General features: G+C 63.4%; 28 protein-coding genes. 13 read left to right on the top strand and 15 right to left on the bottom strand.

Translation table 11 applies throughout. The features are described from left to right. Nucleotides 1-39: 39 nt before the first annotated feature. The 4 genes from wrbA to VIE67_RS02690 all read left to right on the top strand — a co-directional run bounded on the left by wrbA (nt 40) and on the right by VIE67_RS02690 (nt 3,316). Nucleotides 40-633, top strand: a complete 594-nt coding sequence (gene wrbA / locus VIE67_RS02675; protein ID WP_332023000.1) for an NAD(P)H:quinone oxidoreductase — start codon at nt 40-42, stop codon at nt 631-633. Continuing rightward, a complete protein-coding gene (locus VIE67_RS02680) occupies nt 630-1,028 on the top strand; it encodes a DUF2069 domain-containing protein (protein WP_332023002.1) in 399 nt (132 codons plus the stop codon). Before wrbA ends, VIE67_RS02680 begins: the two co-directional genes overlap by 4 nt. Before the next feature lie 29 nt (nt 1,029-1,057). Then, the gene (locus VIE67_RS02685) at nt 1,058-2,722 is read left to right on the top strand and encodes an acyl-CoA dehydrogenase family protein (protein ID WP_332023004.1); all 1,665 of its coding nucleotides are present in this window, start codon (nt 1,058-1,060) and stop codon (nt 2,720-2,722) included. Between the two features lie 102 nt (nt 2,723-2,824). After that, complete coding sequence (locus VIE67_RS02690; RefSeq protein ID WP_332023006.1) at nt 2,825-3,316, top strand: asparaginase domain-containing protein; 492 nt, start codon at nt 2,825-2,827, stop codon at nt 3,314-3,316. A 13-nt stretch (nt 3,317-3,329) separates the two neighbouring features. On the opposite strand, the gene sufT is transcribed toward VIE67_RS02690, so the two are convergent. Together sufT and pdxR are read right to left on the bottom strand one after the other, a co-directional pair. After that, nucleotides 3,330-3,902 carry a putative Fe-S cluster assembly protein SufT gene (gene sufT / locus VIE67_RS02695; protein ID WP_332023089.1) on the bottom strand — a complete coding sequence of 191 codons (573 nt, stop codon included), beginning with the start codon at nt 3,900-3,902 and terminating at the stop codon, nt 3,330-3,332. A 109-nt stretch (nt 3,903-4,011) separates the two neighbouring features. Continuing rightward, nucleotides 4,012-5,496, bottom strand: coding sequence for a MocR-like pyridoxine biosynthesis transcription factor PdxR (gene pdxR, locus VIE67_RS02700; RefSeq protein ID WP_332023008.1), 1,485 nt, complete (start codon nt 5,494-5,496; stop codon nt 4,012-4,014). Nucleotides 5,497-5,580: 84 nt separating this feature from the next. On the opposite strand from pdxR, the gene VIE67_RS02705 reads away from it, so the two are divergent. From VIE67_RS02705 to VIE67_RS02720, 4 genes are read left to right on the top strand one after another with little or no spacing between them, the layout of a single operon-like run. Beyond that, nucleotides 5,581-5,922 (top strand): cupin domain-containing protein, encoded by a 342-nt coding sequence (locus VIE67_RS02705; protein WP_332023010.1) that lies wholly within the window; start codon nt 5,581-5,583, stop codon nt 5,920-5,922. Nucleotides 5,923-5,931: 9 nt separating this feature from the next. Continuing rightward, nucleotides 5,932-6,282, top strand: a complete 351-nt coding sequence (locus VIE67_RS02710) for an antibiotic biosynthesis monooxygenase family protein (RefSeq protein WP_332023012.1) — start codon at nt 5,932-5,934, stop codon at nt 6,280-6,282. A gap of 2 nt (nt 6,283-6,284) precedes the next feature. Next, nucleotides 6,285-6,749, top strand: a complete 465-nt coding sequence (locus tag VIE67_RS02715) for a GNAT family N-acetyltransferase (protein WP_332023014.1) — start codon at nt 6,285-6,287, stop codon at nt 6,747-6,749. Next, nucleotides 6,746-7,348, top strand: a complete 603-nt coding sequence (locus tag VIE67_RS02720; protein ID WP_332023016.1) for a GNAT family N-acetyltransferase — start codon at nt 6,746-6,748, stop codon at nt 7,346-7,348. Before VIE67_RS02715 ends, VIE67_RS02720 begins: the two co-directional genes overlap by 4 nt. Nucleotides 7,349-7,369: 21 nt before the next feature. Here VIE67_RS02720 and VIE67_RS02725 read toward each other — a convergent pair whose 3' ends face one another. Further along, the gene (locus tag VIE67_RS02725) at nt 7,370-8,881 is read right to left on the bottom strand and encodes a GH39 family glycosyl hydrolase (RefSeq protein WP_332023018.1); all 1,512 of its coding nucleotides are present in this window, start codon (nt 8,879-8,881) and stop codon (nt 7,370-7,372) included. A gap of 151 nt (nt 8,882-9,032) precedes the next feature. Between VIE67_RS02725 and VIE67_RS02730 the strand changes: the two genes are divergently transcribed. After that, nucleotides 9,033-9,482 (top strand): hypothetical protein, encoded by a 450-nt coding sequence (locus tag VIE67_RS02730; RefSeq protein WP_332023020.1) that lies wholly within the window; start codon nt 9,033-9,035, stop codon nt 9,480-9,482. Between the two features lie 28 nt (nt 9,483-9,510). Here the strand turns inward: VIE67_RS02730 and VIE67_RS02735 are convergent, their stop codons facing one another. From VIE67_RS02735 to VIE67_RS02755, 5 genes are all read right to left on the bottom strand, one after another. Continuing rightward, nucleotides 9,511-9,723, bottom strand: coding sequence for a tautomerase family protein (locus VIE67_RS02735; RefSeq protein ID WP_332023021.1), 213 nt, complete (start codon nt 9,721-9,723; stop codon nt 9,511-9,513). A gap of 31 nt (nt 9,724-9,754) precedes the next feature. Beyond that, entirely contained in the window at nt 9,755-11,176 is a 1,422-nt protein-coding gene (locus VIE67_RS02740) for an NAD(P)(+) transhydrogenase (Re/Si-specific) subunit beta (RefSeq protein WP_332023023.1), read from the bottom strand. After that, nucleotides 11,176-11,472, bottom strand: a complete 297-nt coding sequence (locus tag VIE67_RS02745) for an NAD(P) transhydrogenase subunit alpha part 2 (RefSeq protein WP_332023025.1) — start codon at nt 11,470-11,472, stop codon at nt 11,176-11,178. Before VIE67_RS02745 ends, VIE67_RS02740 begins: the two co-directional genes overlap by 1 nt. Nucleotides 11,473-11,555: 83 nt before the next feature. Next, a complete protein-coding gene (locus VIE67_RS02750; protein WP_332023027.1) occupies nt 11,556-11,927 on the bottom strand; it encodes a GxxExxY protein in 372 nt (123 codons plus the stop codon). Between the two features lie 41 nt (nt 11,928-11,968). After that, a complete protein-coding gene (locus VIE67_RS02755; protein WP_332023029.1) occupies nt 11,969-13,117 on the bottom strand; it encodes a Re/Si-specific NAD(P)(+) transhydrogenase subunit alpha in 1,149 nt (382 codons plus the stop codon). Nucleotides 13,118-13,216: 99 nt separating this feature from the next. Between VIE67_RS02755 and VIE67_RS02760 the strand changes: the two genes are divergently transcribed. Both VIE67_RS02760 and VIE67_RS02765 read left to right on the top strand, forming a co-directional pair. Beyond that, nucleotides 13,217-13,786: a nitroreductase family protein gene (locus tag VIE67_RS02760; RefSeq protein WP_332023031.1), complete on the top strand. Its 570-nt coding sequence runs from the start codon at nt 13,217-13,219 to the stop codon at nt 13,784-13,786. 4 nt (nt 13,787-13,790) lie between these two features. After that, nucleotides 13,791-14,681: a 5'-3' exonuclease gene (locus VIE67_RS02765; RefSeq protein ID WP_332023033.1), complete on the top strand. Its 891-nt coding sequence runs from the start codon at nt 13,791-13,793 to the stop codon at nt 14,679-14,681. Nucleotides 14,682-14,968: 287 nt separating this feature from the next. Here VIE67_RS02765 and VIE67_RS02770 read toward each other — a convergent pair whose 3' ends face one another. Beyond that, nucleotides 14,969-16,528 carry a hypothetical protein gene (locus VIE67_RS02770; protein WP_332023034.1) on the bottom strand — a complete coding sequence of 520 codons (1,560 nt, stop codon included), beginning with the start codon at nt 16,526-16,528 and terminating at the stop codon, nt 14,969-14,971. Between the two features lie 89 nt (nt 16,529-16,617). Between VIE67_RS02770 and VIE67_RS02775 the strand changes: the two genes are divergently transcribed. Next, nucleotides 16,618-17,160, top strand: coding sequence for an NUDIX hydrolase (locus VIE67_RS02775; RefSeq protein ID WP_332023036.1), 543 nt, complete (start codon nt 16,618-16,620; stop codon nt 17,158-17,160). Between the two features lie 221 nt (nt 17,161-17,381). On the opposite strand, the gene VIE67_RS02780 is transcribed toward VIE67_RS02775, so the two are convergent. The 6 genes from VIE67_RS02780 to rsmD are packed head-to-tail and all read right to left on the bottom strand — an operon-like array spanning nt 17,382 to nt 21,870. Then, nucleotides 17,382-18,077 carry a TMEM43 family protein gene (locus tag VIE67_RS02780; protein ID WP_332023038.1) on the bottom strand — a complete coding sequence of 232 codons (696 nt, stop codon included), beginning with the start codon at nt 18,075-18,077 and terminating at the stop codon, nt 17,382-17,384. Between the two features lie 25 nt (nt 18,078-18,102). Continuing rightward, nucleotides 18,103-19,824 (bottom strand): gamma-glutamyltransferase, encoded by a 1,722-nt coding sequence (gene ggt / locus VIE67_RS02785; protein ID WP_414707262.1) that lies wholly within the window; start codon nt 19,822-19,824, stop codon nt 18,103-18,105. After that, nucleotides 19,817-20,092: a YfhL family 4Fe-4S dicluster ferredoxin gene (locus VIE67_RS02790; RefSeq protein ID WP_332023040.1), complete on the bottom strand. Its 276-nt coding sequence runs from the start codon at nt 20,090-20,092 to the stop codon at nt 19,817-19,819. Before VIE67_RS02790 ends, ggt begins: the two co-directional genes overlap by 8 nt. A gap of 57 nt (nt 20,093-20,149) precedes the next feature. Beyond that, entirely contained in the window at nt 20,150-20,698 is a 549-nt protein-coding gene (locus VIE67_RS02795; protein WP_332023042.1) for a hypothetical protein, read from the bottom strand. A gap of 32 nt (nt 20,699-20,730) precedes the next feature. After that, nucleotides 20,731-21,246, bottom strand: a complete 516-nt coding sequence (gene coaD / locus VIE67_RS02800) for a pantetheine-phosphate adenylyltransferase (RefSeq protein WP_332023044.1) — start codon at nt 21,244-21,246, stop codon at nt 20,731-20,733. A gap of 30 nt (nt 21,247-21,276) precedes the next feature. Then, on the bottom strand, nt 21,277-21,870 hold the full coding sequence (rsmD, locus tag VIE67_RS02805; RefSeq protein WP_332023046.1) for a 16S rRNA (guanine(966)-N(2))-methyltransferase RsmD: 594 nt from the start codon (nt 21,868-21,870) through the stop codon (nt 21,277-21,279). Nucleotides 21,871-21,935: 65 nt separating this feature from the next. Here rsmD and ftsY point away from each other — a divergent pair, with 65 nt between their 5' ends. After that, a complete protein-coding gene (gene ftsY / locus VIE67_RS02810; RefSeq protein WP_332023048.1) occupies nt 21,936-23,075 on the top strand; it encodes a signal recognition particle-docking protein FtsY in 1,140 nt (379 codons plus the stop codon). Nucleotides 23,076-23,183 lie beyond the last annotated feature (108 nt).

Raw genomic sequence — 23,183 nt, forward strand, 5'->3', positions numbered from 1 at the left:
ATATACTTGCCGAAGCCCGAGCCCCGAGTCCCGAACGAAATGCCCGAGATCCTGATCGTCTACTACAGCCGCACCGGCAATGTGGCGCAGCTTGCGCGGCTGGTCGCGCGCGGCGTCGAGGAAGTGCCCGGCATGCGCGCGCGTTTGCGCAGCGTGCCGCCGGTCGCGCCGGTCACCGCCACGGCAACGCCGCCAGTGCCGGAGGAAGGTGCACCGTACGCGACGCTGGACGATCTGCGCGAATGCGCGGGCGTGATTCTCGGCAGCCCCACGCGTTTCGGCAATATGGCCGCACCCTTGAAACATTTTATCGATTCCACCGGCGCGGAATGGGCCTCCGGTACCTTGGTGGGCAAGCCCGCCGCCGCGTTCACCTCGACTTCGACGATGCACGGCGGCCAGGAATCCACCCTGCTCACGATGCTGCTGCCGCTGCTGCATCACGGCGCGCTGATCGTCGGCCTGCCGTTTACCGAGGCTGCTCTGAATTCGACGACCACCGGCGGCACGCCGTACGGAGCGAGTCATGTCACCGGCACGAATGCCGATCGTGCGCTCAGCGAAGATTCGCGCGTTCTCGCGCGCACGCTCGGCCGCCGCGTGGCGACGATTGCGGCAAAGCTCGCGTCGTGAATCCGGCCTCCGGCAAAATCCTGCGCCTCGGCCTGCTTGCGGCGATTGCGCTCATCGTGCTGCAGATCGTCTGGCATGGCTGGCTGGCGCCCCCCAGGGCCGCGCTGCTTTGGCCGGGCCTCGCGCTTGCAGTGGCGCCCTTGTTGCCCGGGCTGTGGGTTGCGCGCGAATCGCTGCGCCGCGGCGTGCTGATCTGCGGCATCGTCGGCCTGTTTTATTTTTCCCACGGCGTCGCCGAATTGTGGAGCGGCAACGCACCGCATTGGCTCGCACTCGCCGAAATCCTGTTTACCCTCGTCATCATCGGCGCGTCGGGCTGGGATGCGCGCGGCTACAAACGCGCGCAGAAATCGGCGACGGCGGCGCATGGTTCGGCCGGATCGGCCGGCGCATAATCGCGGCACGGATCAAGACAGGCGCTTCCATGTCGTTCGTGCAGCCCGCACCCCAACTCGGCAATCAGTATCGCGACGATCGTGTACTGCACTCGTACCTGCGCCGCGCGCTGGCGCCCGCAACTCTGGCCGCAATCGAGTCCGATCTGCTTGCGCTCGGCAGCAACGCCGCCGATGCCTGGAAAAGCATGCGCCAGCGCAGCGCCGAGGAGCCCGTGCTGACCCAGTGGGATGTATGGGGCAACCGCGTCGATCGCGTCGAACTGACCCGCGCCTGGCGCACCGCGCAGCCTCTGGCCGCACGCTACGGCCTCGTTGCAGCAGGCCACGATCCCACGTTCGGACCGGCGGCCCGCGTGCATCAATTTGCATTGGTATACCTGTTTCATTGTGCCAGCGAGTTCTATACCTGCCCGCTGGCGATGAGCGACGGTGCGGCAACGGCGCTCAAAGCCTCGGGCAATGCGCAACTGATCGCGCGTGCGTTGCCGCACTTGTTGAGCCACGACCCCGCGCAACACTGGATTTCTGGCCAGTGGATGACCGAGAACAGCGGCGGCTCGGATGTTTCCGGCAGCGAAACCATGGCCCGCCTCGTCGACGGCGAATGGCGGCTGTACGGACGCAAATGGTTCACTTCGGCAATCAATGCGCAGATGGCGCTCGCACTGGCGCGGCCCGAAGGCGCTCCGGCCGGCGCCGATGGACTCGCGCTGTTCTATATCGAAACGCACGATGCCAAGGGGCGCTGGCAGAACATCACCCTCGACCGCTTGAAGGACAAGCTCGGCACGCGCGAGCTGCCGACCGCGGAAGTCCACCTCGACGGCACGCCCGCGCAACTCGTCGGCGAGGCACAACACGGCGTGCGCATGATCGCGCCGATGCTCAATGTCACGCGCACCTGGAATGCGGTCTGTGCAGTGGCGACAATGCGCCGTGCACTTGCGCTGGCGCGCGACTATGCGCAACGCCGGCACGCGTTCGGCCGCGCGCTCGCCGAGCAACCGTTGCACCGGACCACACTGGCGAATCTGCAGGCGCAGTTCGAAGCGGCGTTTCACCTGACTTTTTACGTCGCCGAATTGCTCGGTCTCGCGCAAACCGGCGCGGCCAGCACCACGCAGCAGAATCTTGTGCGTCTGCTTACGCCGCTGGCGAAACTGTGGACCGGCAAACTCGCCGTCGCGATCGCCTCGGAAGCCTGCGAGTGCCTCGGCGGCGCGGGTTATCTTGAAGACACCGGCATGCCGCAGTTGCTGCGCGATGCGCAGGTCTATTCGATCTGGGAAGGCACGACGAATGTGCTCGCGCTGGATTTCCTGCGCGCGTTGCGCGCTGCGGGCGGCGCGCAGACCCTGCTCGATGCACAAGGCGTACTGCGCGCACAGGTGCAATCGGACGATCTCGCGGTCTGTGCGAAAAGCGCGCACGCGCGCGCCGCGCAATTCGCGGCTCGACTGCAATCGCTCGCCGGCGACGGCGATGCGCTTGAAGCGAACGCGCGCGATCTCGCGCTCGGCTTCGCGCAAAGCATTGCGCTGAGCCTGCTCGCGCGTCATGCGGATTGGGCGCAGCGCGACGACAACGACAGGCACCCCGCCGCTGCTGCGCGGCGCTTCGCCGAATTGCTGCCGCAGCCGCCAACGCACAGCTACGAAGATACCTGCGCGCTCGTCACCGGCCGCGATTGATGCCGCGCGTGCTCGATTGGTGACGGCACTCGGCGCTGGCTAGCCGAATCCTTGCGCGCGCCTGATAAACTTGTGCCCGGGATTCCCTTGCGGATTGCGACCATGCTCCAGCATCTGACCATCGTTGCCACCGGCGGCACGATCGACAAAATATACTTCGACGACAAATCCACGTTTCAGATCGGCGCGCCGCAGATCGGCGAGATCCTGACTTCGCTCGGCGTGGCCTTCGCGTTCGAGGTGATACCGTTGATGCGCAAGGACAGCCTGCACGTCACCGACGTCGACCGCGATCTGGTCCGGCGCACGATCGAAGCCCAGCCGCATCGGCAGGTGCTGGTCACCCACGGCACCGACACGATGGTGGAAACCGCGCGCGTGCTCGAAGGCATCGAGGGCAAGGTCATCGTGCTGACCGGTGCGCTCAATCCGGCGCGCTTCCAGGGGTCGGACGCGGTGTTCAATATCGGCTGCGCGGTCGGCGCACTGCAGACCCTGCCCGACGGCGTCTATATCGCGATGAACGGGCGCATCTGGAATCCCGCACGCGTGCGCAAGAACCGCGAGGCGAACCGCTTCGAGGAAGCGAGCTAGCGGCCAGCCAGCCTCAAAGCATGCCGGTTTCGAGCTTGGCCACATCCGACATCATGGTGTGGTTCCACGGCGGATCGAAGGTGAGTTCGACATCGGCTTCGGCGACGGTGGGGATCGCCTCGATTTTCGTGCGCACGTCGTCGACGAGAATATCGCCCATGCCGCAGCCCGGCGCGGTCAGGGTCATGACGACTTTGACCTTGCGTTGCCCGGTCTCGACCGATTCATTCAAACATTTTTCAATTGTACACTCGTATACCAGGCCGAGATCGACGACATTGACCGGAATCTCAGGGTCGTAACAAGTGCGCAGCTGCTGCCACACGAGCTTCTCGACTTCCTCGTCGCCAGCGCCTTCCGCCAGAGTCAGCGCCGTGGGCTGCTCCTTGCCGATCGCATCGGCATCGGCACCGTCGATACGGAACAGGTTGCCGTCGACGAACACGGTGAAACTGCCACCGAGCGCCTGGGTGATATAGCCGCTCTGCCCCGCGGGCAAGGTTACGACCTGCCCCTGCGGCACCATGACCGCGGCGCAATCGCGCTCGAAAACAATCGGTTCTGAAGTCTGGCTGTAGCCGCCCATGTACGTGTCGTTTGCCAAAGTAATGATGTGAATGCGTGATTATCGCAGGTTCGCGCACCACAAGCAGGATGTAGGGCGTGCGCGGCGCAAATACAAGCATGTGTCCGCGTCAGGCGATCTCGCGCAAAGTCTCGCCGAGCACGCGCATTGCCGCATCCAGATCGGCCGCGGGCAGATCGGCGAAGCCGAGCAGCAGGCCGGGGCGCGGCGACGGCTTGAGAAAATACGGCGCAATCAGATACAGTCCGACTCCTTTTTCGCGCGCGCGCTCGACCAGCTTGCGCGCCGCGGCATGGCGCAGGCGCGGCAGCCACGCGAGCAGATGCATGCCCGCGCTGGAATCGGCCACCTCGACTGCAGCGCCCGCATATTTGCGCAACGCCGCGAGCAGCGCCGTGCGCCGCGCCTTCAGCGATTTCGCCGCTGCGCGCAGATGGCGCTCGAACGCGCCGGACGCCATCAGGCGCGCGAGCGCGGCCTGCTCGATCGACGGACAGCCGCGATCGGTCAGCCATTTCGCCGCGACGAACGCGTCGCGCAGGCTTGCCGGCAGCACCATGTAGCCGAGGCGCAACGCCGGAAACAGCACTTTGGAAAAAGTGCCAATGTATAAAACGCGATCGGTGCGATCGAGCGACTTGAGCGCGGCGAGCGGGCGCGCGTCGTAGCGGAACTCGCCGTCGTAATCGTCCTCGATCAGCCAGCAACCGCTGGTCTGCGCCCAGGCGAGCAGATCCATGCGCCGCGCCAGGCTGAGCACAGCGCCGGTCGGAAACTGATGCGAGGGAGTGACCAGGGCGAGTCGCGGCCTGGCCTTGCCCGACTCGCGGCGCGGCAGTTCGGCGGTCACCAAGCCGTCCTCATCGACCCTGCAGCCGACGATTTGCGCACCGCTCGCCTGCATGATCTGGCGCGCGCCCTGATAATGCGGATCCTCGAGCAGCACGCGATCGCCTTCGTCGAGCAGCACATCGGCCGCGAGCGTGAACGCCTGCTGCGTGCCGCTGACGATCAGCACATCGTCGGGTGCCGCGACGATGCCGCGGCGGCGTGCGAGATAGTCGCAGACCTGTTCGCGCAGCGCGCGCAGGCCCTGCGGGTCGGGATAGTCGGTTTGCGCATGCGCAGCGGCGTTGCCCAGTTCGCGCCGCCATGCGCTCGCGAGCTGCGGATTGGTCATCGGCATGCCGTACTGCAGGTTGTAGCGCAGGCCGCGATGCTGGCGCCCGGGAATGCTGCGATCGTAGAGCGCGCGCATGCGTTCCCCGCGGCGCGCGAGTTTCGCGCGTACGCGCGGCGTCGCGGCGCGCGCGGGTTTGCTTGCCGGTGGTGCCGCGCGCACCGACGCGAACGCGGCGACGTAGCAGCCGGAGCCGACACGGCCCTCGATGAAGCCCTCGGCGGCGAGCTGCTCGTACGCGGCGAGCACGGTATTGCGCGACACACCCAGTTCGCGCGCGAACTCGCGCGTTGGCGGCAGGCGCGAATCCGGCGCGCAGCGCCCGCTCAGGATCGCCTGTTTGAGCGCCAAGGTCAGTTGCGCGTAGCGCGGACCCTGGCCATTGAGTTCGAGAAACATATTGGCTCTGCCCACCGCGCGGTTTTTGGAACTGGATAGTACCAATAATCCGCCCTAGCCTGAGCCTCAAGCTCGGTTCCGGAGGATTCTCGTCGCGTCATGAAAGCCGCACTGTCCGAACTGCTCGCGCGTATTCCGGGCCCACCTTCCGCGCAATGGCCGCAGGGCGAACGCTATGTGCAAGTGCTTGCGCACGGCACGATGTCGGCCGGTTTCTACGCGCCGCTCGGTCACGATCCGCAGCAACCGCATGCGCGCGACGAGATCTACATCATTCACGCCGGCAGCGCGGAAATCCTGATCGCGCAGGAGCGCCACCCTTGCGCGCCGGGCGATGTGTTCTTCGTCGGCGCGGGTGTCGTGCATCGTTTCGAGAACCTGTCGGTCGACTTCGCCACCTGGGCGGTTTTCTGGGGACCGAGCGGCGGCGAGAGCGCCTGAGAGACGGACATGTACAGTGCAGCCTTCATTTTCGAACCGGGCGTTTACGACGCGCGCTTTCACGAACTCAATGCACTAATCGATCAGGCGGCGAAGGCAACGGAAGGCTATCTGGGTGTCGAATCATGGCGCTCGGCGGACGGGAAGAAATCCAACGCGACCTATTACTGGGCGACGCTCGATGCGCTCAAGCAGTTTTCCTCCCACCCGAAACACCTCGAAGCCAAACGCGAATACAAGAAGTGGTATCGCGGCTATCACATTGTGATTGCACAGGTGATTCGCGCCTATGGCGATGGCGCGATCGAACACTTCACGCCGAATGAGCGTGCCGATGCAACGAAGGATTCAGGAGCCTGACCATGTCCGCGATCATCCGCCAAGCGACGATCCACGATCTCGAAAAAATCGCGCCGCTGTTCGATGCCTACCGGCAGTTCTATCGACAGCCAGCGGATGTCGATCTAGCGCGGCGCTTCCTGCGCGAACGCTTCGCGCATCACGAATCGGTGATCCTGCTTGCGCTGGATGCCGGCGACGCAGCAATCGGTTTCACCCAGCTCTATCCGTTGTTTTCCTCGGTGCGCGCCACGCGCAAATACCTGCTCAACGATTTGTTCGTGGCGCCGAGCGCACGCCGGAAAGGGATTGCTGCGAACTTGCTCGCCGCAGCCGCGGAATTTGCGCGCGCGAACGGCGCCGCCTCGTTATCGCTGACGACCGCGGTCGACAACCTGCCGGCACAAAAGCTCTACGAATCGCTGGCCTGGCAGCGCGATGAAGGATTTTACGAGTACAACCTGCAAACGCGGATTGAGCGACCATGACCTGGCCAACCCCGATCACACTACGCGGCGCGCATGCAACGCTCGAACCGCTGTCGCAACAACATCATGATGGCCTGGTCGAAGCAGCCCGCGACGGCGAGTTGTGGAAGCTCTGGTACACGACGGTAACCGCACCGGAAAACATGCGCGGCGAAATCGAACGCCGCCTACGTCTACAGGCACAGGGCAGCATGTTGCCATTCACGATCATCGACAACGCGACCAATCGCATCGTCGGCATGACGACTTACATGAACATCGACGCCGCGAATCGCCGTGTCGAGATCGGCAGCACCTGGTACGCGCGCAGCGTACAACGCACGGCGACCAATACCGAATGCAAGCGCATGCTGCTGGCGCACGCGTTCGAGCAACTCGATTGCGTCGCGGTCGAATTGCGCACGAGTTTCTTCAACCGCCAGAGCCGGCGCGCGATCGAACGCCTCGGTGCGAAGCTCGACGGCATCCTGCGCAACCACATGCGCCATCCCGACGGCACGCTGCGCGACAGCTGCGTCTACAGCATCATCGCGGGCGAATGGCCGGCGGTGAAGACGAACCTCGGCTGGCTGCTCGCGCAGCCGCGCAACGCAGACTGAAAACAGCGCGACGCACCGAATCTATTTGACCTCGATCAGCGCGAGCCCCTGCGGCGGCAGGGCCACGCTCAGCGTACCGTCCTTGATCGCGACGTTCTCGGGCGCGGGCAGCTGCGCTGCTTCGCGCAGCGTCTTGAGCTGCGCCATGGTTGGATAGACCGGCGAGCCCATCTTCGCGTATGCCCCGCGCAGATCGCCGTGCTCGCCGTCGACGCGCGCGATCTGCGCCGACTGCGCTTTCGTGTTTGCGAATTTCAACCTCACCGTGATCGGCGCACTTTTGGCCTTGTCGGCTTTGTCGGCATCCTGTTGCAGACCCGACGGCGCATAGTTCCAGACCGCAACGACGAGCGTGCCATCGGTCTTGCGCGTCGCCAGCACCTGATCGGACTTGACCGCAATGCGCTGATCGCCCAGTTGGTGCAGCAGCTTGAACGCGTTGTAGGCCGGCTTGGGCAGATCGCCCGCGGCGATCAAACCGAAACCGCCGTACAGCGGCTTCTTGACGATGCCCTGTTCTTCGAACACGTCGGAGAACGACCAGTAGGACATCATGTCGACGAGGCCATCGCACTGACTGATGGTGCCGGCCATCCACGCGCCCATATAGGTCGAGTCTGTGACCTGCGGCGTGTTGTCGTAGGCGGCGTTGAACTCGCTCCAGATCAGCGGCGTGTTCGGCGCGCCGGACGCCTTGATCTCCTCGTGCACCTTCTTCACCGCGCGGCACACCATCTTGTCGCGCGGAATGGCCTCGTTCGTGCCGAACACGTTGTCGGCGGTGTCGTTGCCATAGACGTGCGTCGAGGCGAAATCGAACGGAATCTTGTTGTCCCGGCAATGCTTGATGAACTCGCCGACCCACGCAGCCTGCGCGGTCGACGGACCGCCCACGCGCAGACGCTTGTCGACGGCCTTGAGCGCGAGCGCGGTGTGGTCGTAAAGCTCCCAATAGGTTTTCTGGAACGGATTGCCGCCCCAGAAACCGATGTTCGGCTCATTCCACACTTCGAAGTACCAGGAACTCACTTCCTCGATGCCGTAGCGTTCGATCAGGTGCCTGGCGAACGCAGCCATGAACGCATCCCACTTCGCGTAATCCTTCGGCGGGGAGATATTCGGGCGATACCAGAACGCATGCGGAAAGTCCGTCGCCGCGAGTTTCTTCGGCATGAAGCCAAGTTCGATAAAGGGCTTCACGCCACGCGTGAGCAGACCGTCGTAGATCTGATCGACATAGGACCAGTTGTAGATCGCATTGCCTTGCGCGTCCTCGTCATAAACGCCGTTCTCGTCGTGGAAAATCGCGTGAAAACGAACGTATTTCAGATCGGTCGCCTGCTTGACCTCGACCAGATCCTGGCGATACGCATCGCGCAACGCGAGGTTCGCGCGGCCCGAACCGAACATCTGCTCCCAGAAATGCGGGAACGGATGCGCCGGCGCTGCGGCATCGATCGTGATGTCTTGCGCGTGGGCCGAAGCCACGGCCAGGCCGGCCAGCAAAATCAGGACAAGCGTGGTCAATTTCATCGCAGTTCCTTCCAGGTTTCGGGCCGCATCCGCTCGAAGCGTAACGCATGATCGCGGTGAACAAGCCGCAAACGCAAGCGGTTCCAGTGGCAGGGTAGTCATGATCACTGCCGATCGGTCATCATCGCAGGTCAGAATCTGGAGATCGCCTTTGTCAGTTCCGCATTCCACCCCGGCGCCGCACCGCACCGCGACCATCGCCACGTGTATCGCCTCCACCGTTTTCGGTGCGTTAGCCGGCGGCGTGTTGTGGTGTTTCATCTCGGTATCGACGCGCCTTGAAACCGGCATCTTTATCCTTCCGCTCGGCATCGCGCTGGGGTTGTTCATGCGCTGGCAGGGCTTCGCCCGCCCTGTCGCCATGTCGTGTGCCGCGTTGTCGACGCTTATCGCCTTTGCCTACGCGGAATATCTGTTCGGCGCGGTGCGCATCGCGCAGATGCTCGGCCTGCCCTTGCGCGAAGCCTTGTTCAAGGCCGGCTTTGCGCTGACCGCGGATATCGCATGGGGCAATCTGCACACGCGCGACGGCGTCCTGCTCGCGCTCGCGATCTTGCTCAGCGCGGGTGCCGCCTCGTTGCGTTCTACGCGTCGGTCTTGACGCGCGTCGCACGCGCGCACGACGCGCGTTACTTGCCTGGTGGATTGCGCCGTCGGAACTCTTCGACCGGCAGACCACCGATGCCCCAGTTCTCCATCGGCAACTCGTCGATCGTCACCACGGTGGTCGACGGATTCTTGTTGAGCACGCGTACGAGCAAATCGGTAACGCCCTTGATCAATTCGGCCTTCTGCGCTTCAGTCGCGCCCTCGCGCGTGATGCGGATATTCACATAGGGCATTGCGATCCTCCTCGCACGTCGACGCGTTCGTTCAATGTCCACCGCCGCCGTCGACCGCCTTGAGGCCGGCGATCAGCTTGTTCGCGGCTTCCTTGCCGTCGTCGTAAAGCATCTTGCAGTTGTCCTGATAGAACAGCGCGTTTTCGATGCCGGCGAAACCGGTGCCCTTGCCGCGCTTGATCACGATCACCTGTTTGGCCTTGGCGACGTCGAGGATCGGCATGCCGTAGATCGGTGAGGACTTGTCGGTCTTGGCGACCGGGTTCACCACGTCGTTCGCGCCGATCACGATGGCGACGTCGCAGTTCGGGAACTCCGGATTGATGTCGTCCATATCGGCGATCAGATCGTAGGGGACGCCGGCCTCGGCAAGCAACACGTTCATGTGGCCGGGCATGCGGCCGGCGACCGGATGGATCGCAAACTTCACATCCTTGTCGCGCTTGATCAACTGCTGCGCAAGTTCCCAGATCTTGTGCTGCGCCTGGGCGACGGCCATGCCGTAGCCGGGCACGATGATGACTTTCTCGGCGAGATAGAGCAGCGATGCGGCATCGTCGGCTTCGATCGGTTTCATCGAACCCTTGATCTCCTGCGCGCTCGCACCGCCGCCGCCGAAGTTCGAGAACAGCACGTTGCTGATCGAACGATTCATCGCCTTGGCCATGAGTCGGGTCAATAGCGTGCCCGCCGCGCCGACCACGGTGCCGGCGATGATCAGCGCCACGTTCTGCTGCACGAAACCCTCGAAGCCGACCGCGAGGCCGGTGAAGGCGTTGTACAGCGAGATCACCACCGGCATGTCGGCGCCGCCAATCGGCAGCGTCATCAGAATCCCGAACAGCAATGCGAAGACGAAGAACAGCACGATCGCATGCGCCTGCATGTGATAAACAACGACCGCGCCGAGTGCGGCGGCGGCGAGGAAACACAGGCCATTGACGACCTGCTGGCCCTTGAAACGGAAGGTTTTGTCCATCAAGCCCTGCAGCTTGGCGAACGCGATCAGCGAGCCGGTGAACGAGATCGAACCGATCAGCGCGCCGATCACGGCCAAAATGGTCTGCGTCTGCGTCAGCGCATGCTCGGCATCACCGGAGATTGCCGCGCCGAGCAGCGCGCTCGCACCGATCGCCGCGGCCGAACCGCCGCCCATGCCGTTGTACAACGCGACCATCTGCGGCATGTCGGTCATCGCCACTTTCTTGCCGCTGTACCACGCGGCCGCTGTGGAGATACCGATCGCAACGATCATCAGGAGGAGATTCGTCGTGGATACATTGCCGTGAAAGAAGGTCGCGATCACCGCCACAAGCACGCCGACACCGGCCCACTGAATGCCGCTGCGCGCGGTCACCGGCGAAGCCATGCGCTTGATGCCGAGGATCAGTAACACGGCGGCAGCGAAGTAGCTCGCCTGGATAAGCAAATGTATAATTGTGGAGGCTTGCATTATTTCGCCTCCGGCTTCTTGCTCGACTTGAACATCTCGAGCATGCGTTCGGTCACCACGTAGCCGCCGGCGGCGTTGCCTGCGCCGAGCAGCACACCGAGAAAGCCGATGACCTGCTGCAGCGGCGTGGTCGCCTCACCAAGCGCAATCATTGCTCCGACCAGCACGATGCCGTGCACGAAGTTCGAGCCCGACATCAGCGGCGTGTGCAGGATCACCGGCACGCGCGAGATGATCTCGTGGCCGGTGAACGCGGCGAGCATGAAGAGGTAGAGAGCCAGAAATCCGTCGATCATGTTGTTTCCTCTCTAAACAGTGCGGCCATCTGCCAGATCAAGATTGAACCACGGAGAACACGGAGAACACGGAGAAAGCAAATTTACAGAACGAGCCGGACCAAGCCTTCCCTGAGAGTGCGGCAATTGAAGTTGATCAACAAACCCACTCGCATCTGTGTCACCTTCATGTAAGTAAGCAACTGAGCTCGATGGATCGGCAATAATTTTTCGACAGCCTTCGCTTCAACAATCAAGCTATTTTCCACCATCAGGTCGACACGAAAACCACAGTCGAGTCGAACGTCCTTGTAAGCAACGGGAATGGGTTTTTCGGCTTCAAACGATATTCCCGCTCTCGCCAATTCAAAAGCCAAACATTGCGCGTATACCGATTCAAGTAGGCCGGGTCCCAAGCCGCGATGCACATCGATGGCGCAGCCTATGACCCGATCGGATAGTTGCTCCAGTTCCAATTGCTTTCTCCGTGTCCTCCGTGTTCTCCGTGGTTCAAGCTTTACGAATTTCCTTCAACCAGCGCCTTGGTCGCCTCGTGCTTGATCTCGCCCGCATGCGTGATGCAGGTCTTGGCGATCAGTTCATCGCTCCAGTCGAGGCTCAAGCCGCCGTCCTTGATGCTCAATTCAAGAAAATTATACAAATTCTTCGCGTACATCTCGCTCGCGTGGATCGGCGTGGTCGCGGCAAGATTGACCGGACCGATGATGGTCACGCCGTTGCCGGTGACGATGGTCTTGCCCGCTTCGGTCAGCTCGCAGTTGCCGCCGGTTTCCGCGGCGATATCGACGATCACGGCGCCGGCTCTCATTCCGGCCACCATCACCGCCGAGATGATGCGCGGCGCCTTGCGCCCCGGCACCGCCGCGGTGGTGACGATCACGTCGACGCCCTTGATATGTTCGGCCAGAGCCGCCTGCTGCTGCGCACGCTCTTCGGCGGTCAGCTCGCGCGCATAGCCGCCGCTGCCGGCGGCGCTTACGCCGAGCTCGACGTATTTGGCACCGAGCGACTGGATTTGTTCCTTGGTTTCCGGACGCACATCGAAACCTTCGACCTGGGCGCCGAGCCGGCGCGCGGTCGCGATCGCCTGCAGGCCGGCGACACCGGCGCCGACGATCAGCACTTTCGAAGGACGGATCGTGCCCGCCGCCGTGGTCAGCATCGGAAAGAATTTCGGACTCGCCTCGGCGGCGATCAGTACGGCTTTGTAGCCGGCGACCCCAGCCTGCGACGAGAGCACGTCCATCGCCTGCGCACGCGTCGTGCGCGGCAGCAGTTCCATCGCGAAACTCGTGATCTTCGCGTCGCGCAGCGCGCGGATGCGCTCGGGCGCGAGATGCGGCTGCAAATAGCCGATGTACACCGTGCCGGGTTTGAGCGCGGCAATCTCGTCGAGCGACGGCGGCTGCACCTTGAGCAGCACATCGGCGCGATTGAGCGCGCTGCGCGCATCGCCGACGACTTCGGTGTCCTTGTAGGCTTCATCCGGGAAACTCGCCAAAGCGCCCGCGTCGTGCTCGATCAGCAGGTTGACTGCTTTCGCCTTGAGCTTCTTCGCCACCTCGGGAGTCAGCGCGACGCGTCGCTCGCCCGCTACGGTTTCGCGTACCGCGCTGATCGTCACCGCGTTAGTAGAATCGGCCATGGGCAACTCCCCGGGTGGTGCAGAACCGGAATCCTAGCTGAGCTTGACGCTATCTGCCAGATGTTATGCTGCGTTCTCTCGCCGCATTGCCTTCCATCGATGCAGAACCTGCACTTTCTCTCGACGCGCCTGTCTGTCGCCTCGCGCCAGCTGGGCGAACCCGCGCCCACGTCGGCGCAGCTCGAGCAATTGCTCGCCGCGGCGATCCGCGTGCCCGATCACGGCAAACTGCAGCCGTTTCGTCTGCTGTTGCTGCACGGCGAAGCGCGCGTGCGGCTCGGCGCCGAACTTGCGGCGCTGCATCTGCGCAAAGAACCCGACCTGCCGGCGTCGGTACTGGAAAAAGATCGCACCCGCTTCGCCTTCGCACCGCTGATCGTGGTCGCGATCGCGCGCGTCGACGCCAATCATCCCAAGGTACCCGTGCAGGAACAGATCCTGTCGGCCGGCTGCGTCGCCTACAACCTTCTGCTTGGCGCGCAGGCGCTCGGTTTCGGTGCGCAATGGCTGACCGGCTGGGCCGCCTACGATCGCGACGCCGCCAGCCTGCTCGGCCTCGCCGACAACGAACGCGTCGTCGCCTTCGTGCACATCGGCACGGCGCGCGAAACCGCGCCGGAGCGCACGCGGCCGGTACTGTCCGATCTGGTCAGCGAGTGGCAGGACTGAGTTTGTGCAAACCCTGCATCTGATCGATTCGAGCCTGTACATCTTCCGCGCCTGGCATTCGATGCCGCCGGAGTTCGCCGATGTCGATGGCGCGCCGATCAACGCGGTGCACGGCTTCACCCGCTTTCTCTGCGATTTTCTCGAGCGCGTGCAGCCGACACACGTACTCGCGGCATTCGACGAATCGCTGGTGAGTTCGTTTCGCAACGGGATCTACCCGGCGTACAAGGCCAACCGTGAGATGCCGCCGGCGGAACTCAAGGTGCAATTCGACTACTGCAAACAGGTCGCCGCCGCACTCGGCCTCGCCGTAGTGTTCGACGAGCAATACGAAGCCGACGACCTGATCGGCAGCGCCGTGGTCATGTCGCGCGCACACGATTTCCGCGCGGTGATCGTCTCGGCCGACAAGGACTTCGGTCAGCTCATCGGCATGCAAGACGAGCAGTGGGATTTTTCCAAAAATGAGCGCTGGGATGCGCACGGCGTCAAACGGCGCATGGGAGTGCGTCCAGACCAGGTCGTCGATTACCTTGCGCTGACCGGTGATGCGGTCGACAACATCCCCGGCGTGCCCGGCATCGGGCCGAAAACCGCGGCGAGCCTGCTCGCGCATTTCGGTACGCTCGTTGCCCTGCTGTTGCGCATCGAGGAAGTGCCCTACCTGCGTCTGCGCGGCGCCGGGCAGGTGTATGCGCGGCTCAAGGCGCATCGCGAGCAGGCGCTGCTTTCGCAAACCCTGAGTGCGATTGCGCTCGACGCGCCGGTGCCCGGTCACATCGACGCGCTGCGCCGGCGCGATCCCGATTCGGCCGCTCTCGACATCCTGTTCGACCGCCTGCGTTTCGGCCCGCTCACGCGCTCGCGCTGTCGCGCGCTGCGCGCGAACACCTGAGGCAGGCTCGGGACATTGCGGACGCAGATCTGCGTGTTGATTCACACTTGCCGCGTGAAGCACACACACAATCTGCCGCGATCTGCGCACGGAAACGCGAGTCTTTGCCGAATACGCTTGCTTCACGGAGCGGTGGCGCGCAACACCCGGAGTGAACCACCGAGTCCGTAACCTGGCCGCGCCAGCCGAGCGGCCGAGTTGGGGGTTGCGCGCGGCTCCGGACCGGATGCCGGAGCCGCGCTTTTGTCAGTAAGGCGCCGAGTCGGCGCCATCGAGCGATAGCAAACTTACGGGCCCTTTGGTGCTTGCGCAGGTGCGTTGCGCGCCGGCGCCGGCAAGGCGCTCATGGTGCCACCCACGCCCTTGTCGTCCCAGGCGAAGCGCAGATTGCTGCGGAAGATATGTACCGGTTCGAGCTTGCCGGCTTCGGTAAGCACGCCGTAGCGATCGTACAGATCCTTCTGGCTGTTGGCGATGGTATACAACCCGTCTCCGGACACCGCGCCTGTCGCCAGCCCGGTGAACGCTGGCTGGGCGACATCGAGCGGCATCGCGCTGGCGACGCTGCGGCCGTCGGCGGAGAGCTTCAGGCGCATCACGCGCTGCGGCAACATGTCGTTCTGGATTGCCACCAGCGCACCGTCGTACCAATACAAACCGTCGATGCCACCGAGCGCAAGCTTGTCCGCGTTGTGCGCGAGTTCGAACGGCGCGGCCTTGGTCAGGTCCATGCCGAAAATGCCGAGGCTGAAATCGGCGAAGTACAACGTCTTGCCGTCGCCGGACACGGCCATGCCGCGGATTCCGGTCAACTTGGGATTCTGCACCAGCGGCTTCAGCGCGCCGCCATCGAGACTGAAGATCTGCTGGTTCACGCCGTCGGCGACGAAAACGCGGCCGTTGCCGCCGACCGCAATACTCGACAACATATGCCCGACTTTGTCCTGCGGCAAAATATACTTGTGCAGAAATTTACCGGTGGACAGCGAGAATTCGAACAATCCCGCCTTGCCCAGCATGTCGGCATTAAAGCCCTTGAAATGCGGCACGCCGTTGCTCAGCACGTAGAGCTTGTCGCGCGCCGCGTCCACGGCGAGTGCGTACACCGCCCACAGGCCGTTGTTCGCGTCGGCGCTGATGAAATCGCTGAGCTTGCCGGAGCTGTCGACCAGATAAACCTTGCCCTCGCGCACGCTGCCGGCGAGGAACTGCTTGCGCTTGGGATCCCAGGCAAGCGATTCGAGCAGAAGGTCGCCCTTGGGCAGATCGAACGCCACCTTGCCTTCGCCGAAGGGCTTGCCGTTGTTTTGCAGGTTGGTGACGATGTAGTCCCATACGCGCGTGTCGTGCACGGCCGCGAAACGCGGGTCCTTTGCAATATCGTAGGAGAAGCCCAGATTGACCAGCTTCACCAGGGCATCGTAGGTTCGGGTCTTGTCGCCGGTTCCCGCGTAGGCCATCGCCAGCTGCAGTCGCAGATTGCCCGAATTGGGCAGCAACGCAGTCAGGCGTTCGAGCGTCCAGGTGAAACGCTGGGCATCGTGCTGGTCGTTGTACAACTGCGCCAGCGTGCTCAAGCCAGCAAGGTCAAGCGATTGCCTGATCTGGTCCTGGGTCAACGCTTCGGCTTTCTTGATCAACTCCGCATTGGCGGCGTCGGCCGCGGGCTGCGGCGGCTTCTGATCCGAGGCGGGTGCCTGCGCCGCAGGCGCCGGCGTCGCGGCGGCCGGTGCCGCAGCGGCCGGTTTTTCCTGCGTCGCGCCGGCAGAGTCCGCGGGTTTGCCCGAGCATGCGCAAAGACCGATCGCAAGCAGCACCGCGATCGTGAAGTGATATTGGATTTTCATGGTTGCAGACCTGATGATGACCGGCGTAGGACAATGAAAACGAAAGCAAGTTCGCCTGACTGCCAATCCGAAACGGGGAACTCATAACAATGACTGAAACGCAAGTACTTTGCAACGGCCGCTGGCTGCGCCTCATGCGGCGCGGACGCTGGGAGTACGCCGAACGCACCAACCCCGGCGGCGCGGTGATCATCGTCGCGCTGACTGCGCAGAACCGCGTGCTGTTCGTCGAGCAATGGCGCGAGGCGATCCAGAGCAAGACCATCGAAATGCCCGCGGGCCTGGTCGGCGATCTCGCCGGCAGCCGCGACGAATCCGCCGTCACCGCGGCGCAGCGCGAGCTGCTCGAAGAGACCGGCTACAAGGCCGGGCGCATCGAATACCTGATGGAAGGGCCGTCCTCATCGGGCATGACTACAGAGATCATCGCCTTCGTTCGCGCCTACCATCTGACGCGCGAGCACGACGGCGGCGGCGACCACACCGAGAATATCGTGGTACACGAAATCCCGCGCGAACAAGCGGCACCATGGCTGCTTGAAAAAATGCGCGAAGGCTATTCGATCGATCCGAAACTGTTCGCTGGCCTGTATTTTCTCGAGCGCGGCGAGGCTTTGTTCGGTGGAAAATAGTTCAAATAATGGCGAGAAAAATGCTCGTCATTCCGGCGAAAGCCGGAATCCAGTGTCTTTTGTTTCTCGCCTCGAAAAAGATAAGGCGCTGGATGACCAGCTTCGCTGTTGTAACGCGCCTCCGGCTTTCGCCGGAATGACGGCTTATTAATCGGCGCGCTTGAGTGTGGATTCCGGCTTTCGCCGGAATGACGACTCACTAAAATGACGGCTTATTAAACTCAGCGCGCTTCGAGTTTGGACCCGTGGCGCACGCCGCTCAGACTGACTTCGCCGCCCGGCACGATGCGATAACTGATGCGCAGCGTACCGACCTTCGGATGCGCAGCGTCGCCACCCGCGTAAAGCACACCATCGACGACGCTGAATGTCGCCGCGAGATTCGGCGGCAATGCGTTCGCCTTGACCGGGTAATCGATCGCCGGATGCTGCGCGGCGACGAGTTCCGGATCGACGCTGAGTTCCCTCAGACGCACGTCGCCCGCAACAAAGCGTGCATCGGCGAATGGCGCCTGCGGATTTTTGTGTCCGCCCGGCGCACGGAACTTGTTCGAATCGACAGGCTGGGCGGACCACTCGGTGTCGTAGCGGCAGCCGCTGCTGTCGCAATGCTCCTGCCATTGATACATCGCGACGCTGCGCAAGAGTACCGCCGCGTCGGTCGCGCTTACGCCGAGCTGCGCATCGCGTGGCGGTTCGGGAATTTGCAGTTTGCCGCTGACCTGCACGCTGACGCCTGACGTGGCCGACACGCCGGCCGCGGTTTGCGCTGGCAAGGCCAGCTCGGTACTGGTCGTCGCCGCGATCGGGCGAAACGGAGTCCAACGCTGCCAGGCCCAAACGCCGAGCGCGATCAGCAGCGCGATCGCGACCAGTGCTGCGATGCGCAGCGGCGATATTTTTTTCTTGCGTGCCATATGGAAAATTCGCGTGCGGGTGCGCTTATTTCACCACCGCGCCACCGGAGGATTGACGCGGATCGGTGCCTGCGTGCAGCTTGCCGCTCTTGCGGTCCCAACTCACCGCATTCATGAAACCCCAGCGCCGTTCCGACTCGCTGACCTTGTGGCCCATCGCTTCGAGTCCCTTGATCTCATCCGGCGTGAACGCATTTTTCTCGGCCGATATCACATCGGGCAGGTATTGATGGTGATAGCGCGGATTGCCGACGAACTTCTCCGGCAGCTCGCCGTCGATGAAGGCGAGAATGCCTTCGAGCACCATCGTGATGATGCGACTGCCGCCCGGCGTGCCGATCACGCCGATGCGGTCGGCGCCGATCACGAAGCTCGGCGACATCGACGACAGTGGCCGGCGGCCGGCCTTCGGCGCATTCGCATCGGCGCCGACCACGCCGTAGACGTTGGGCTTGCCCGCGACCAGCGCGAAATCGTCCATCTCGTCATTGAGCAGAAAGCCGGTGCCGGCGACGACCATGCACGAACCGAAGACGAAGTTCACGGTCTGCGTGGTCGCGACCATGTTGCCGTCTTTGTCGATGATCGAGAAATGCGTGGTGTGCGCACCCTGCGGCGGATCCATGTACCCGGGCAACAAATCGCTCGGCGTCGCCTTGTCCGGATGGATCGAGGCGCGCAGGCCGGCCGCGTAAAACGGACTCGATAATTCATCGAGCGGCATCTTGACGAAATCCGGATCGCCCAGATACTGCGCGCGGTCGCGATAGGCGCGGCGCATCGCTTCGACGATCAGGTGCACGCGATGCACGCGATCGAGTTTGCCCAGATCGTAGCCCGAAAGAATGTTCAGCATCTCCTCGATCGCGATACCGCCCGAGGACGGCGGCGGCGCGGTGACGATATGCCAGCTCGTGTCGGCGGCGCTGCGATAATCGAACGCGATCGGCTCGCGTTCCTTGGCCTGATAGTTGGCGAGGTCCTCTAGCGACCAGCGCCCGCCAGCGGCGCGCACGCCGTCGACCAGTTTCTGCGCGAGTGCGCCGTGATAGAAACCTTCGTTGCCCTTCGCCGCGATCAGTTCAAGCGTGGTTGCCAGGTCGGGGGTCTTCAGCACCCAACCCGGCTTCGGCACCTCGCCGTTGTCGAGATACAACGCAGCGGACGCGGGATAGCGTTTGAAAATTTCCTTGCGATAACCGACTTCGGCAAGGAACCGCGCATCCGGTGCGAAGCCCTTGCGCGCAATGCGGATTGCCGGCGCGAGCGACGCCGCCAGCGGCAGTTTGCCGTAGTGCTCGGCAAGCAAGACCATGCCCGCCGGTTCGCCCGGGATCGCCGCGGACAGCGGCCCATTGAGCGAATGATCCTTGTTCAGATCGCCGTGCGCATCGATGTAATCCTTTGCGTCGACCGCGGCCGGCGCCGTCTCGCGCGCATCGACAAAGATATCCTTGCCATCGCTGGCCCGATGCAGAAGGAACATCGCGCCGCCGCCGATCCCCGAGCTTTGCGGCTCGACCACCGACAGCGTGGCCGCGACCGCGACCGCCGCGTCGAAAGCGTTACCGCCCTGCGCGAGCACCTCGAAACCGGCCTGCGTCGCCAGCGTGTGCGCGCTCGCGATCGCGGCATGGCCGGGTTTGTCGGCGATGCGCGCGTCGCCGGCGGACCTGTCGGCGGCCTGCGCTCCCACCGCGACCACGAGCAGGAAAACAGGCAATGTATACATTTCTCTCTTACGCATTCTTGTCCTTTGCAACCTCATTGCCCACGCTCAACGCGAGGTATCTGTCCAGCAATTGTTCGCGCGTCTCGACATGCAGCGCATCGACGATGATGCACTCGACCGGACACACCTCGATGCACTGCGGCACATCGAAGTGGCCGACGCATTCGGTGCAGCGATGGGGCGCGATTTCGTAGATGACCGGGCCCAGGGCAATGGCCTGATTCGGGCAGACCGGCTCGCACACGTCGCAATTGACGCAGGTATCGAGAATCTTCAGCGCCATTGACAATTCCACGCGCGGCACTGCCGCGCGTGACCCATTATCTTTTTGCTCCTTCGCCTACTTGATTTCAACGAAGTAGAAGGTCGCCCCGGTCTTGTCGATGACCTGCTTGACCCGATCCTGATCGGCGGTCGCGCCGATAAACAGCACGTACACGCCTTTGAACGCGCCTTCCTTCGCATCCTTGAACGCGCCGACGACGGTATCCGCGGTGTAGGTCGAGTTCGGACCGCTGAACGCCATGAACGCGCCCGGCAGGATGCCGCGCTGAACCACGGTGGAGACGTTGTCCAGCCCGTTCTGGCGGTCGGTCTTGGCCGCGTCGTCGTCGCCGCCCGGCACATAGTAGACGTAGGGATGGTTGGTCTTGATCGTCTGCGCATTTTCGCGCAGGAACTTGGTCACGGTGGCCTTGAAATACGGCGCCCACGCGACCTTGTCGATCGTGCCCTGCGGCATGACCAGCGCAGCCTTTTCCGCCGCCATGGCCGCCGCGGCCTTGGCCGCATCCTCCGCTTTCTGCTTCTCTTCCTCGCTCGGCCCGCAGGCGACGAGCAGCAGCGCCGTGATCAGCGCGAGAATCAGACGAAAAGTATATTTTTTCATTTTGTCTCCCTCTCAAGTTGTTGCCGCAGACATCAGCCGTGCCCCCAGCGTTTGCGCAGCGCCTGCCGCACCGCCGGATGCACGAAACCGGATACGTCGCCGTCGAGGCGCGCGATTTCGCGCACCAGAGAGGACGAGATGAAACTGTATTGCTCGGCAGGCGTGAGAAACAGCGTCTCCGCGCGCGGAATCAGATGTCGGTTCATGCTGGCGAGCTGGAATTCGTACTCGAAGTCCGAAACCGCGCGCAGGCCGCGCAGGATCACGCCCGCGCCGACCTCGTCGACGAAATGCGCCAGCAGCGTGGAAAACCCGCGCACTTCGGCGTTGCCGACATCGGCCAGCGCCTCGCGCGCCAGTTCGATGCGTTCGTCCAGATCGAAACCCGGTCCCTTGCCCGGACTCTCGGCCACGGCCACGATGACGCGCTCGAACAGCGGCGAGGCGCGATGGACCAGATCGACATGCCCGTTGGTGATCGGGTCGAACGTACCCGGATAGATCGCAACGCGCGAGCGGTCGCTGGCAACAATCGGTTTCGTTGGCATCGTCAGGATCGTGCTGGTTCGCTACGTCGTTCAACTGCTGCCAAGCTTAGCGGATCGGCGATACAGCGCATAGCGCACGGCGCCGGCGCGGTTTTCGCGATGCAGCTGCCATGACGCGGGCGGCGATGGGGTCACGCTCGCGGGCGATTCGATGTACACCAGCGCGTTGGCGCTCAGCCAGCCGTGGGCTTCAAGCCGTTGGGCGGCGGCGTCCCACAGGTCCGCGTCGAACGGCGGATCGAGAAAAACCAGATCGTAGGCCAGTTGCGGCGGCTCGGCGAGTAGGCTCACCGCATCGGCGTTGCGCACGCTCGCGTCGGCCTGCTTGAGCCGGACAAGATTGTCGCGCAACTGCTGCGCGAGGCGCGCGTCGCGCTCGACGAAATCGACTCGCGCCGCGCCGCGCGACAGGGCCTCGATACCGAGTGCGCCGGTGCCGGCGAAAAGATCGAGGCAGCGCGCACCCGCTATCGTCGGCGCCAGCCAGTTGAACAGCGTCTCGCGCACGCGATCCGGCGTCGGCCGCAGGCCCGCCGCGTCGCCGATCGTCAGCTTCGAGCCGCGCAGGCTGCCGCCGACGATGCGCAGCTTGCCGGCACCCAGCTTGCTTGAACTGCGCGTCAACGGCACAAAATCCTACCTCGGCGCGGGTGTTAGCATGGCGCTATTGTCGTTCAAACAAAGACCCAATGCTCAAGTTCTGGAAAAAGAAGGATACTCGGGACTCGGGACTCGGGACTCGGGACTCGGAGGCGCACGAACCGCAAGCCGACTCGCCTCACAGCCCTCAGCCCTCAGCCCTCAGCCCTCAAGATTCCGCGGGTCCGCAGGAATCAGCAAACCGCGCGACCCCGAATGCCGCTCTGCCGAGTCCCGAGCCCCGAGTCCCGAGCCCCGACGCTCCAGCCAAACGCGCCTGGCGCGAGCGCCTCGCCGGCAGCGTTTTCAATCGCGATATCCGCACTCTGTTCGCGCGCAAGCCGAAGCTCGACGATGATCTGCTCGACGAACTCGAAACCGTGCTGATCGGTGCGGATGTGGGTGTGGCCGCGAGCACGGCTTTGGTTGAGTCCCTGCGCAAGCGCATGAACAAGCGTGAATTCGCCGATGCCGACGCCCTGCTCGGCGCGCTGCGTGGCGATCTGATCGCCCTGCTCGATCCCGTCGCGCAGCCGCTGATGGTCGATGCATCCAAACGGCCATATGTGATTCTCATGGTCGGCGTCAACGGCGTCGGCAAGACCACCACGATCGGCAAGCTTGCGCGCCGATTGCAGACCCAGGCACGCAGCGTCGTGCTGGCTGCCGGCGATACGTTTCGCGCCGCGGCGGTCGAGCAGCTGCGCGCCTGGGGCGAGCGCAACGATGTCGACGTCATCTCCCAGGGCTCGGGTGCGGATTCGGCCAGCGTGATTTTCGATGCGCTGCAATCGGCGCGCTCGAAGAACATCGATGTGCTGATCGCCGACACCGCCGGACGCCTGCATACACAAACCGGGCTGATGGACGAGCTGTCGAAGATCCGCCGCGTGCTCGCCAAGATCGACCCCGAAGCGCCGCACGAGGTGATGCTCGTCATCGATGGCACCACTGGCCAGAATGCGGTCAACCAGGTGCGCCAGTTCAGCGCCGCGATCGGCGTCACCGGCCTCGTCGTGACCAAGCTCGACGGCAGCGCCAAGGGCGGCGTGGTGTTCGCGCTTGCCAAGGAATTCGGTCTACCGATCCGCTTCGTCGGTCTGGGCGAAACCGCCGAGGACTTGCGCAAATTCGAGCCGGCCCGGTTTGTCGATGCGTTGCTGCCGGCAAGCATGGACTCTGCCGAATGAAGACCAAAGCAATCGGCCGCAAAGGACGCAAAAGACGCGAAAATGGCAAACGTAAAAGTGCTTTTTTCTGCGCCTTTTGCATCCTTCGCGGCGATATCTGCTTCTATC

This window comes from Rudaea sp. (genome assembly GCF_036560865.1).
Lineage (GTDB): Bacteria > Pseudomonadota > Gammaproteobacteria > Xanthomonadales > Rhodanobacteraceae > Rudaea.

What these genes read in the sequence shown, in the direction of transcription:
- VIE67_RS02705 (WP_332023010.1), top strand. Translation starts at nt 5,581, where the DNA reads ATGAAAGCCGCACTGTCCGAACTGCTCGCGCGTATTCCGGGCCCACCT.
- VIE67_RS02710 (WP_332023012.1), top strand. Translation starts at nt 5,932, where the DNA reads ATGTACAGTGCAGCCTTCATTTTCGAACCGGGCGTTTACGACGCGCGC.
- coaD (WP_332023044.1), bottom strand. Translation starts at nt 21,246, where the DNA reads ATGCCAACGAAACCGATTGTTGCCAGCGACCGCTCGCGCGTTGCGATC.
- VIE67_RS02735 (WP_332023021.1), bottom strand. Translation starts at nt 9,723, where the DNA reads ATGCCCTATGTGAATATCCGCATCACGCGCGAGGGCGCGACTGAAGCG.
- wrbA (WP_332023000.1), top strand. Translation starts at nt 40, where the DNA reads ATGCCCGAGATCCTGATCGTCTACTACAGCCGCACCGGCAATGTGGCG.
- ftsY (WP_332023048.1), top strand. Translation starts at nt 21,936, where the DNA reads ATGCTCAAGTTCTGGAAAAAGAAGGATACTCGGGACTCGGGACTCGGG.
- VIE67_RS02720 (WP_332023016.1), top strand. Translation starts at nt 6,746, where the DNA reads ATGACCTGGCCAACCCCGATCACACTACGCGGCGCGCATGCAACGCTC.
- VIE67_RS02780 (WP_332023038.1), bottom strand. Translation starts at nt 18,077, where the DNA reads ATGGCACGCAAGAAAAAAATATCGCCGCTGCGCATCGCAGCACTGGTC.
- VIE67_RS02755 (WP_332023029.1), bottom strand. Translation starts at nt 13,117, where the DNA reads ATGGCCGATTCTACTAACGCGGTGACGATCAGCGCGGTACGCGAAACC.
- VIE67_RS02690 (WP_332023006.1), top strand. Translation starts at nt 2,825, where the DNA reads ATGCTCCAGCATCTGACCATCGTTGCCACCGGCGGCACGATCGACAAA.
- ggt (WP_414707262.1), bottom strand. Translation starts at nt 19,824, where the DNA reads ATGCGTAAGAGAGAAATGTATACATTGCCTGTTTTCCTGCTCGTGGTC.
- VIE67_RS02795 (WP_332023042.1), bottom strand. Translation starts at nt 20,698, where the DNA reads ATGAAAAAATATACTTTTCGTCTGATTCTCGCGCTGATCACGGCGCTG.
- VIE67_RS02770 (WP_332023034.1), bottom strand. Translation starts at nt 16,528, where the DNA reads ATGAAAATCCAATATCACTTCACGATCGCGGTGCTGCTTGCGATCGGT.
- VIE67_RS02760 (WP_332023031.1), top strand. Translation starts at nt 13,217, where the DNA reads ATGCAGAACCTGCACTTTCTCTCGACGCGCCTGTCTGTCGCCTCGCGC.
- VIE67_RS02775 (WP_332023036.1), top strand. Translation starts at nt 16,618, where the DNA reads ATGACTGAAACGCAAGTACTTTGCAACGGCCGCTGGCTGCGCCTCATG.
- VIE67_RS02790 (WP_332023040.1), bottom strand. Translation starts at nt 20,092, where the DNA reads ATGGCGCTGAAGATTCTCGATACCTGCGTCAATTGCGACGTGTGCGAG.
- VIE67_RS02685 (WP_332023004.1), top strand. Translation starts at nt 1,058, where the DNA reads ATGTCGTTCGTGCAGCCCGCACCCCAACTCGGCAATCAGTATCGCGAC.
- sufT (WP_332023089.1), bottom strand. Translation starts at nt 3,902, where the DNA reads ATGGGCGGCTACAGCCAGACTTCAGAACCGATTGTTTTCGAGCGCGAT.
- VIE67_RS02740 (WP_332023023.1), bottom strand. Translation starts at nt 11,176, where the DNA reads ATGCAAGCCTCCACAATTATACATTTGCTTATCCAGGCGAGCTACTTC.
- VIE67_RS02725 (WP_332023018.1), bottom strand. Translation starts at nt 8,881, where the DNA reads ATGAAATTGACCACGCTTGTCCTGATTTTGCTGGCCGGCCTGGCCGTG.
- VIE67_RS02715 (WP_332023014.1), top strand. Translation starts at nt 6,285, where the DNA reads ATGTCCGCGATCATCCGCCAAGCGACGATCCACGATCTCGAAAAAATC.
- VIE67_RS02745 (WP_332023025.1), bottom strand. Translation starts at nt 11,472, where the DNA reads ATGATCGACGGATTTCTGGCTCTCTACCTCTTCATGCTCGCCGCGTTC.